12 protein-coding genes are annotated in these 6,000 nt (G+C 65.2%); 10 read left to right on the top strand and 2 right to left on the bottom strand.

From position 1 onward, the window contains the following. Positions 1–277 precede the first annotated feature (277 nt). Both ACMX2H_RS16155 and ACMX2H_RS16150 read right to left on the bottom strand, forming a co-directional pair. Positions 278–670 (bottom strand): hypothetical protein, encoded by a 393-nt coding sequence (locus ACMX2H_RS16155; protein ID WP_414961901.1) that lies wholly within the window; start codon positions 668–670, stop codon positions 278–280. Continuing rightward, the gene (locus ACMX2H_RS16150; protein WP_414961899.1) at positions 663–1,073 is read right to left on the bottom strand and encodes a hypothetical protein; all 411 of its coding nucleotides are present in this window, start codon (positions 1,071–1,073) and stop codon (positions 663–665) included. The genes ACMX2H_RS16155 and ACMX2H_RS16150 overlap by 8 nt, the downstream gene beginning before the upstream one ends. 285 nt (positions 1,074–1,358) lie before the next feature. On the opposite strand from ACMX2H_RS16150, the gene ACMX2H_RS16145 reads away from it, so the two are divergent. The 10 genes from ACMX2H_RS16145 to ACMX2H_RS16100 all read left to right on the top strand — a co-directional run bounded on the left by ACMX2H_RS16145 (position 1,359) and on the right by ACMX2H_RS16100 (position 5,955). Continuing rightward, the gene (locus tag ACMX2H_RS16145; RefSeq protein WP_414961897.1) at positions 1,359–1,607 is read left to right on the top strand and encodes a helix-turn-helix domain-containing protein; all 249 of its coding nucleotides are present in this window, start codon (positions 1,359–1,361) and stop codon (positions 1,605–1,607) included. Between the two features lie 213 nt (positions 1,608–1,820). Then, positions 1,821–2,228, top strand: a complete 408-nt coding sequence (locus ACMX2H_RS16140; protein ID WP_414961895.1) for a hypothetical protein — start codon at positions 1,821–1,823, stop codon at positions 2,226–2,228. A 59-nt stretch (positions 2,229–2,287) separates the two neighbouring features. Then, complete coding sequence (locus ACMX2H_RS16135; protein ID WP_414961893.1) at positions 2,288–2,410, top strand: hypothetical protein; 123 nt, start codon at positions 2,288–2,290, stop codon at positions 2,408–2,410. Further along, complete coding sequence (locus tag ACMX2H_RS16130) at positions 2,407–2,544, top strand: hypothetical protein (protein ID WP_414961891.1); 138 nt, start codon at positions 2,407–2,409, stop codon at positions 2,542–2,544. Before ACMX2H_RS16135 ends, ACMX2H_RS16130 begins: the two co-directional genes overlap by 4 nt. Next, a complete protein-coding gene (locus ACMX2H_RS16125) occupies positions 2,541–3,662 on the top strand; it encodes a YqaJ viral recombinase family nuclease (RefSeq protein ID WP_414961889.1) in 1,122 nt (373 codons plus the stop codon). The genes ACMX2H_RS16130 and ACMX2H_RS16125 overlap by 4 nt, the downstream gene beginning before the upstream one ends. Beyond that, on the top strand, positions 3,662–4,588 hold the full coding sequence (locus ACMX2H_RS16120; protein ID WP_414961887.1) for a recombinase RecT: 927 nt from the start codon (positions 3,662–3,664) through the stop codon (positions 4,586–4,588). Before ACMX2H_RS16125 ends, ACMX2H_RS16120 begins: the two co-directional genes overlap by 1 nt. Further along, a complete protein-coding gene (locus ACMX2H_RS16115; RefSeq protein ID WP_414961885.1) occupies positions 4,585–4,833 on the top strand; it encodes a hypothetical protein in 249 nt (82 codons plus the stop codon). The genes ACMX2H_RS16120 and ACMX2H_RS16115 overlap by 4 nt, the downstream gene beginning before the upstream one ends. Further along, positions 4,834–5,415, top strand: a complete 582-nt coding sequence (locus ACMX2H_RS16110) for a single-stranded DNA-binding protein (protein ID WP_414961883.1) — start codon at positions 4,834–4,836, stop codon at positions 5,413–5,415. It begins immediately after the preceding gene. An 83-nt stretch (positions 5,416–5,498) separates the two neighbouring features. Next, complete coding sequence (locus tag ACMX2H_RS16105) at positions 5,499–5,651, top strand: hypothetical protein (RefSeq protein ID WP_414961881.1); 153 nt, start codon at positions 5,499–5,501, stop codon at positions 5,649–5,651. A gap of 4 nt (positions 5,652–5,655) precedes the next feature. Next, complete coding sequence (locus ACMX2H_RS16100; protein ID WP_414961880.1) at positions 5,656–5,955, top strand: glutaredoxin domain-containing protein; 300 nt, start codon at positions 5,656–5,658, stop codon at positions 5,953–5,955. Positions 5,956–6,000: the final 45 nt, after the last annotated feature.

Below are 6,000 nucleotides of genomic sequence, written 5' to 3'. Positions count from 1 at the left end.
TTCAGCGCCGCCTCCTGCACCTCCGGCCCAATCTCCTGCGTGTTCGTGCTCACTCGCACGTACCCCACCAGCCTGTCAAGAGGCCGCTGCGCCTTCACCCGTGCTCCTTTCAAGGTGTTGGGGGCACTTCCCATAACCAGCTACTGTGGAAAACCCCGTCCGTCGATTCCAACCCCCAGAAATCGTCGGACGGGGTTCTCTGTTCAAGGGCCCCGTTCAAGCCCTCTCCCCCCGACTGCCAAGTGGCCCCCATGCCTCCCGCCGCCGGAACCTTGTGTTAGACCAGTGCCTCCCGGTGCAGCTCGGCCAGCCGCGCCACGATCCGCTCGCGGGCCTGATCGAACCGGTCGCGCTCCAGCGGCCAGTGCGCGAGCCACAGGGCGAGGACTGCGGCCTCCTCCTGGTACTCGTGCCGCTTGCGGTGCAGCTTCGCCTTCTGCTCGTGCCAGTAGGGCTGCGGCTCGCGGTCGTCGTACTGCTCCAGCTGCTCGGTGGCGACGATGATCTCCCCGAGGAGCTGCAGCATGGCCTCAAAGTTTCCGATCCGGCGCCACGCTTCAAGCTGCAGGTGCCAGTCGTTGAGGTCACGGCCCCTGACGGTGCGGCGCCGGTAGCACTCCTCCATGTTGATGATTGCGATTAGCTCATCAACGTCCTCCGCCTCAGGCATGATTTGCCTCCTCCTTCTTGATGATCGCCAGCGCGGACGTGACGGCGGAGGCTTCAACCTCGTTGTCGTGCACGAACTGGCTGATCACGGTGAGCACGGTGTTGACCTGCGCCTGCGTGAGATTCTGGGCGCCCGGCGGCAGCAGCGCCACCAGCGGGGCGACGTCCGTGTTGTCCACGAGGTCGAGGCTGTGGGCGCAGGCGTTGATGATGGCGGTGGTGCTGCAGCGCAGTCCCTTGGAGAGCCCCTTGATGGATTCGGGGCTCGGGAAGGTGGACTGCGGTTTGGTCGCGAGCTGCTGGATGCGACCGGCCGTGGGCTGCCCCCCGCAGTCCTGGGCTAGTTGTTCGTAGGTCCGAGTCCCGCGGAGGTTGGTGATCAGCGTGCCGATGGATGCGGGCATGAGGTCAGGACTCCTAGTTCAAAGTGAGTGCATCGCACATCGTGTCGCAATGCCCTTGTCTAGTCCACCTTTATTCATCAGCCCCCTCATTGTCTAGTCGTAGTGCGGCGTGTTTTCGCCAAATATTTAGTCAAGCGCTAGTACAAACGCGGTTACAGAAGGCCAAAATGTCCAGCATTGCAATGTGAAACGATTGCGCGGCTGTTCTCAAAACGTCTAGTGGCGGGGTATCCTTTCACCAGCAGTCCTCCCCCGTTCAGCAGTTCTCGAAAGGCCCCCAAAACCATGCCCGTATTGCGAAATGCCGAAGCTCTGCGCTCTTACGTTGGACGGGGCCCCGGCCGGGTGATGACTGGTTCGGAGCTGGCGCGGAGGATCGGCAAGAGCCGCAGTACGGTGGACCATTTGCTCAATGGGCGGATGGTGAGCTGCACGAGCGAGCTGGCGTCCGCGATCGAAAAAACCCTGGGCGCCCCCGCGGGCGTGATCTTCGTCACTGACGAACATGGCGCCGCAATACGCCCGGCAGCGTGACGCAATAAAAGCCGGGCACAAGTAAAGCGGGCCGCGACCAACCGACCAAGGAAAGCGCGACCCGCGACCTCCAACCCTACCTCCCCGCGGGCCCCCGCTCCGTTTTCGTGCGCGCGGTAACCATTGCGCGGCTTGATACCCCGCTTGCCCTACTTGACGAACGTGCCCTAGCTTTGTTGCAGCAAGTCAAACAAACCTACCGAGAGGCCCACAATGTCCAACGCCACAACCGCTCCGCTCCACTTCCAGGACATCAACAAGGAGTACGGCCTGAACCAGCGCCAAGCATTCGGCGCGGAGCTGGTCTACACGATCTTCAAGCGCGGCGCAGGCCTCTACACCCTCACGGTCAACAAGATCGTGGAGGTCGGCGGCTACCAGCCCGCAGAAACCCTTGCAGACGGCAGCACGCTGCCCGAGTCCCAGCCGGTCCGCATTCCCGGCGAGCAGGTGCAGCACCACAATTTCGAGACGCTGCGCGAAGCCAAGAGCTACTGCGATGCCTTTGAGTCGCAGAACTGGCTGCAGCCCTACAGCCCAGAACGCCACCGCTACGCCGCCGACTCCGCATGGTCCGCCGAGAAGGCGCTGATCCTCAGCCGCGCTGGCCTCAGCAACTAACCCCCACCAATCTCCCCGGGGCGCAGTGCCCCGGGGCGCGTGAAAGGAACCAACCGACCATGAGCACACCAATCACCGGCCGCCGGGCAGCCAAGCCCACTGCGGCGTCGAAGGTCCGCGAGGTGGCAGCAATCGTCCTGCCCTTCCCGAAGCACGGACGCCGAGAGGCGGCAGCGGCATGAGGCGCCAACTGGAAGGCCTGCAGCTCACCAAGCGCGGCGAGAACGTTGTCACCGGCCTCTACGCGCTCGGCGGCGCCGCGTTCGTCTACGTAATGATCCTCGCCACTGCAGCACTAGGAGAACTGGCCCGATGACCGAACAGCAACTAGAAGCCACTGGAGCGCTGGCTACCGCCGCGCTGCCGGAGGCCCCGGAGGAGGCGGCTGCGGCCGTCGTCTACAAGGCCAACTATGCCTGCCCGGACGCCACGCTGGTCCTCCGGGCTGACGCTCCGCATGAGGACTGGCTGCAGATGCGCCGCGAGGGCATCGGCGGCTCTGACGTCTCCAGCATCGTGGGCCTGAACCCGTGGGGGAGCGCCTACGAGACGTGGCTGGACAAGATCGGTGAGCGCCCCGACATTCGCGTCAACAACGCGATGCGCTGGGGCAAGCTGCTGGAGCCCGCACTGCGGCAGGCGTTCATGGAGGACACGGGGCTGAAGGTGCGCTCCGCCGGGCTGATGCGCTCCAAGGAGCACCCCTTCATGCAGGTGTCCGTGGACGGGCTGGTTGAGGACGGCGGCATCTTTGAGTCCAAGACCTCCACCGGCTGGCTGTCGGAGGACTGGGAGGACGGGCAGGTGCCCGACCACGCCGAGCTGCAGGTATTGCACGGACTGGGTGTAACCGGCCGCAGCCACGGCCACGTTGTCGGGTTGCTGGACGGCCGGGACTGGATCATCCGGCGCGTGGAGCGCGACCAGAAGGTCATTGACCAGCTCATCGAAATCGAGCGCGAGTTCTGGACCGTGAACGTGCTGCGGCGTATCGAGCCCGCGCTGACCGCGAACGCGCTCGGGGCGCTCAAAACCCAGTTCAACGACGTGGTGGCGACCTCCAAAACCCACCAGCCGTTGGAGCTGGTGCTGAAGCTGCGGGACCGCATCGAGGACGCCAAAGCCAAGATCAAGCACTGGGAGGAAGCCAAGGACACGGCTGAGGCTGAGGTGCGGCTGCTGTTCGGCAACCACGAGCTGATGATCAACGAGGACGACGGCGAAACCGAGCTGGCCAACCTGAAGCAGAACGGCACCTTTGCCGCCAAGCGCTTCAAGGAGGAGAACCCCGAGCTGGCCGAGCAGTACACGAAGCCGACCCCGGCGCTGGACACCAAGGCACTTGCTGAGGACCACCCGGAAACCTACGCCAAGTACCGGGCCCGCGTGCTCCGGTTCAAGAAGATTCAAACCCCGAAGGAAGGTAGCAAGTAATGGCACGAGATTTGGCCACACGCCTGCAAGCGAAGCAGGAGGTCCAGGCGCAGGTAGCCCCGGACGGCCCCGAGGCGTCCATCATGCGCATGGAAAACGAGTTCGCGCTGGCCATGCCCCGCGGCGGCGAGGCAGCGCAGCTGGTGCGGGACGCCATCAACGTGATCCGGCAGACCCCGAAGCTGCTGGAATGCTCCCAAGAGTCGGTGATGGGGTCGCTGATGACCTGCGCCCAGCTCGGTCTGCGGCCGGGCATCGGGGCGCTGGGCGAGGCCCACATCCTGCCCTTCTGGTCGGGCAAGAACCGCCGGTTTGAGGCGCAGTTCATCATCGGCTATCAGGGCATGCTGGAACTGGGCAACCGCTCCAACGAACTGGACTACCTGACCGCGGAAATGGTGTGCGCCAACGACACCTTCATCCCGGACCCGATGCGCGGCTTCCACAAGCACGAGTACCCGACCCGCGGGGCCCGCGGCGACGTGATCGGCTACTACTCGATCTTCTACCGCAAGGGCTCCGAGCGCGGAAAGCTGCTCTACATGAGCCGCGAGGACGTCGAAGCCCACCGCGACCAGTTCGCCACCGCCAAGAAGAAGTCGGGCGAGATTTTCGGGCCGTGGGTGGACCACTTCGACGCCATGGCGCTCAAAACAGTCCTCCGGCTGAACTTCAAGTACATGCCCAAGTCCACCACCATCCAGAACGCGCTGATCGCGGATGAGTCGCTGCGAATCGACCTCACGCCGACCGCCGATCTGTCGCAGGTGACCCGGCAGGAGCAGCACACCGAGCTGCCCACCCAGTTCCCCGGCGAGGTTCTCGAGAACGCCGATCAGGGCACCGGCGAACTGCCCCCGCAGGACGGCGGGCCGACGCCGGAAGAAATGGAGCGCATCATGGCGCAAGAACGGGCCGGGCAGTGAGCGAGCAGAAGGCCCCGCCCTACAGCCACCAGGTCGAGGCGCTGATGCGGCAGGCCGAGCAGGCCGACACGCCGGAGCAGGCCATGTACTTCGTCGCTCGGGCTCAGGTCTGCGCCCAAATGGTGGCAGCGCAGGAGCTGTGGCGGGTGCAGTCCATGCTCGGCCGGATGGTCGAAATGCTGGGCGGCCGCAACGTAGAGATTCACCTTGGCGGGCAGCCCGTCGAACCAAACAAGGAGCAGTAAGTGGCAGGCGAAACAATCATCACTCTCGTTGGCAACCTGACGAACGACCCGGAGCTGCGGTTCACTCCGTCCGGGTCCGCGGTCGCCAACTTCACGGTGGCGTCCACCCCGCGCACCTTCGACCGGCAGAGCAACGAGTGGAAGGACGGCGAGACGCTGTTCCTCCGCTGCCAAGTGTGGCGGGAGTACGCGGAGAACGTGGCCGAGACGCTGACCAAGGGCATGAACGTGCTGGTGCAGGGACGCCTGAAGTCGCGCTCCTACGAAACCAAGGAGGGCGAGAAGCGCACTGTGATGGAGCTGGAGGTCGATGAGATCGGCCCGACGCTGCGCTACGCCACCGCGAAGGTGACGAAGGTGGACCGGCGCAACGGCAGCGGCGGGCAGTCTGCTGGCGGTGGCTGGGGCGGCGGCAACGCTGGCAGCAGCTACACCAACGGGGTCTCCGGCGGGCAGGGCGGCGGCTGGGGCGGCGGGAACGCTGCGGGCGGCAATGCTGGCTCCGACCCGTGGGGAGCGCCTGCAGGCGGCAACTCCGGCGGCTGGGGCAATGGCTCCGACAGCAACGAGCCGCCTTTCTAAGCCCGGCGTCCGCCCACGCCTCCCCGGGGTGGGCGACGATTCGACACGCAACGAATCCCGCCCACCCCGAGAGAGGCACCCCAATGAGTTCCACCACGAACACCACGGCAATGACCCGCGAGGCAGCCAGCTGGCCCAAGCACAAGGCCAAGGCCCGCGCCCGGAAGGCCGACCGCGCGCACATCGCCCGGACTGCGCAGCAGGCCATCGACCGCGAGGCAGAGAAGAAGCTTTAGACCCATGGAGACCCCCGAAATGACCACCGAGTTCAAGATTGTCATTCACGGCCTGCCGGATGCGCAGTGCAAGGGATGCAAGTTCACCAAGCTGCGGCTGGACCGCGCTGGCGTGCCCTACGAGTTCATCGACCTCTCACTGGACGAGAACGAGCAGACCCGTGAGGCGATCCGCTCGCTGGGCCACATGCAGGCGCCCTACGTGCTGCTCTCGGACGGCACCGACTGGACCGGCCTGGACCCGGACAAGATTGACGACGCGGTGGCCAAGTACAACCGCAGCAAGCTGCAGGCGGTCGCGTAGTGGCTGCCAAGCCGTTCTCGATGACGGCGTTGAAGCCCCCGCGGC

The sequence above is a fragment of the Arthrobacter sulfonylureivorans genome, assembly GCF_047607445.1.
Lineage (GTDB): Bacteria > Actinomycetota > Actinomycetes > Actinomycetales > Micrococcaceae > Crystallibacter > Crystallibacter sulfonylureivorans_A.
This window is presented reverse-complemented; position numbering and strand designations above follow the sequence as displayed.